Below are 2,640 nucleotides of genomic sequence, written 5' to 3'. Positions count from 1 at the left end.
GGTCGGGGGTCATTCCATTTCGCGCTGATCACCCGCCACGGGTCGGCGTAGCGGCCCGGGTAGCGGTAGTACGGTGAGCGACGTTTGAGCAGCTCGTGAGCCAGCGGCGCGGCCAGCCGCGCAGGATAGCGCCGCCAGCTCATCCGGTCGGCCAGTTCGGCAAGCAGTTGCGGCCACGAAACCCGTTGGAATTTCAGGGCTTCCACCGAACGCACGGTGTCCATCCAGTCGGTGGCGAACCAGTCGGTGTCGCTATCCGGGTTGCCTTTGCGCCCGGCCGGCATCCCACCGACTAAGCCCATGGCCGCGGCGCTGGCCCGCGTGATGTCGCCTTGGACCTGGCGGTGCGAGTCGTCGCCGCCGATCAGCAGTGTCTCGCCGACCACCGCCGCGGTGGTGGCGGCGACGAAGGCACGCGCCACATCTCTCACGTCGACGGTCTGAATGCGCCCGTCGACCGGCAGCGACGCCTCGAAATAGAGCGTGTCCAGGTCGACGTCGAAGCGCGGCTCGGCGGTCAGCACGCCGCCCAGCCGCAGCACCACCCAGTCCAGCTCCGAACCGCGCACCAGCTGCTCGGCTTCCACCTTGTGGGCGCCGTAGGTATCGGATGGCCGCAGCGCGGTGTCCGCGGTGAGCACGTCGGTGATGCGGTGTGGGTTACGTGCGCCGTAGGCGGCGACGCTGGAAGCTTGAATGAATCGTGGCGGCGCCGGCAGCGTTTTGGCCGCGTTGATCAGGAACCCGGTGGCGTCGACGTTGACGCGGCGGGCCAACGCCGGCCGCGCGTAGCACGCCGGCGGAATCATCGCGGCAAGGTGGATGATCGCCGCGGGCGAGACGTCGCGCAGCAGCGCCGCGACGGCGGCCGGATCGGTGAGATCGGTCCACCGGACATCGGTGGCGGGCAGCAGAGTCGCTGCCTTCTTGCGGTTAGTCGGGATGTCGAGGTCGGTGGCGACGACACGACGGCCGTCGGCTCGCAGCTGCCGCACGGTCGCGGACCCGACCAACCCGAACGCTCCGGTGACCAGCACAGTCTCGGTCAATTGGGCCTCCTCGCTCGCCTAGGGTCTATTTCGCGACGAGACGAAGCGGAATATACCGTTATTCGGCTACGGCGGGCGCGACAACCGCAGCAAGGTGCGGATGACTGGCGGCCTTGACCTGTTCGAACAGCTCGCAGTAATACGGCAAGCACTCGGCCATCGCCTGCTCGGTGGTGAACAGCGGCTGATAGCCAAGATCGCGCTGCGCCTTAGCCACCGAGAAGTAGTTGTCGAGGTAAAGCCGTTCTACCGCAAGGGGTTCCAGTGGTGGCTGCGGAAGTCCGAATCGGAAGTGCAGCCGCTGCCATATCGACATGACGTCGCGCACCAGCCGCCCCGATACTCGTGTGCGCGGCCAATGCACGCCACAATTCTCGACAACCGGCCGCGCGAATTCGAACATGTTGATCGGTTCGGCGTCGTTGATGAAGTAGGCCTGGCCGGGCGCGGTGCCGCCCGGCACCAAGTGTCCGGCGGCCAGGATGAAGCCGTGAATCAGGTTGTGTACGTAAGAGTTATCCAGTTTGGCGCTCTTGCTGCCGATGAGGACTTTGACGTGGCCGGCGACGACGCTTTCAAACAGCCTGCGGAACATCGTCTGGTCGCCGCGGCCCCAGATGCCGCTGGGCCGGATGGAACACGTCAGTAATCCCTTAACCCCGTTCTGCGACAGCACGAACTTCTCGGCGACCACTTTGGTCTCGGTGTACAGGTCGTTGAATCGGCTGGTGTACGGCAGCGTTTCGTCGCCACCGGATATGCGGTGACCACCCATCACCACGCTGTTCGACGCGGTGTAGACAAACCGCTTGGCTCCCGCCTTCTGCGCGGCGTGCACCAGGTTCTTGGTTCCTTCGACGTTGACGGCGAAGCTGCGTTGGCGGTACTCGTCGCTGACCGACTTGCCGCCCATCAGCTCGATGACCGCTGCGGTGTGAAAGATGGTGTCGATGCCGTCGACGGACGCGGCGACGGTGTCGGGGTCGCAGATGTCGCCCTGCAGCACCTCTAGGCTCGCGTGAGCCGGCAGCGGCGAGGGCGCACGGTCGAACGACCGCACCTGGTAGCCACGGTCGAGCAGCGTGGTCACCAGGTTGGCGCCGACAAACCCCGAGCCGCCGGTAACCAGGATTCGGCCCAACTCGGTGGTCGGCGATGTTCCAGAAGTGTCAGCCATGGCCAGAGAATAACTGAAACGTGTTCCAGTTTCGAGCACAAGCCATCAAACTGGTTTCCGTTTCAAGAATCTTCCGGATCGTTGGCGGCCAGCGCATCGGCCACCCGCTTACGCGCTCCAGCTAAGTGCTCCTCGCAGCGTTTTGCCAGTTGCTCGCCTCTTTCCCATAAGGCTAGCGATGCGTCGAGGTCCAGCCCGCCCTGCTCGAGAAGACGCACAACCTCGATCAGCTCATCTCGACATTTTTCATACCCGAGCTGACTAATAGGTGTAGCCTCTTCGGGCTTGCCGGCTTTGTCGCCCCTGTCAGGCCCCATCTGTTCGCCCTTCGCTGATCGCCGCGACGGAGCCGTCGGCAACTCGAACCCGCAGCTTGGTTCCGGCCGGGGCATCGTCGGTCGAGCGCAGCACCGC

At 64.9% G+C, this 2,640-nt stretch carries 4 protein-coding genes; all 4 read right to left on the bottom strand.

What is annotated here, in order from left to right; translation table 11 throughout:
• A partial coding sequence (locus tag WB785_RS17010; protein ID WP_424080480.1) for an NAD-dependent epimerase/dehydratase family protein occupies positions 1-1,049 on the bottom strand: 1,049 nt, incomplete at its 3' end.
• A 58-nt stretch (positions 1,050-1,107) separates the two neighbouring features.
• Positions 1,108-2,226, bottom strand: coding sequence for a 3-beta-hydroxysteroid dehydrogenase (locus WB785_RS17005; protein WP_424080479.1), 1,119 nt, complete (start codon positions 2,224-2,226; stop codon positions 1,108-1,110).
• Positions 2,227-2,288: 62 nt separating this feature from the next.
• Positions 2,289-2,543 carry an exodeoxyribonuclease VII small subunit gene (locus WB785_RS17000; protein ID WP_424080478.1) on the bottom strand — a complete coding sequence of 85 codons (255 nt, stop codon included), beginning with the start codon at positions 2,541-2,543 and terminating at the stop codon, positions 2,289-2,291.
• Positions 2,533-2,640, bottom strand: a 108-nt coding sequence (locus WB785_RS16995; protein WP_424080481.1) for a hypothetical protein, incomplete at its 5' end; no start/stop codon positions are given. The genes WB785_RS16995 and WB785_RS17000, both read right to left, overlap by 11 nt.

Origin of the sequence: Mycobacterium sp. (assembly GCF_049585075.1) — a bacterium.
GTDB lineage: Bacteria > Actinomycetota > Actinomycetes > Mycobacteriales > Mycobacteriaceae > Mycobacterium.
Note: the sequence above shows the minus strand (reverse complement) of the source record. Positions and strands in the feature narration are given on the sequence as shown.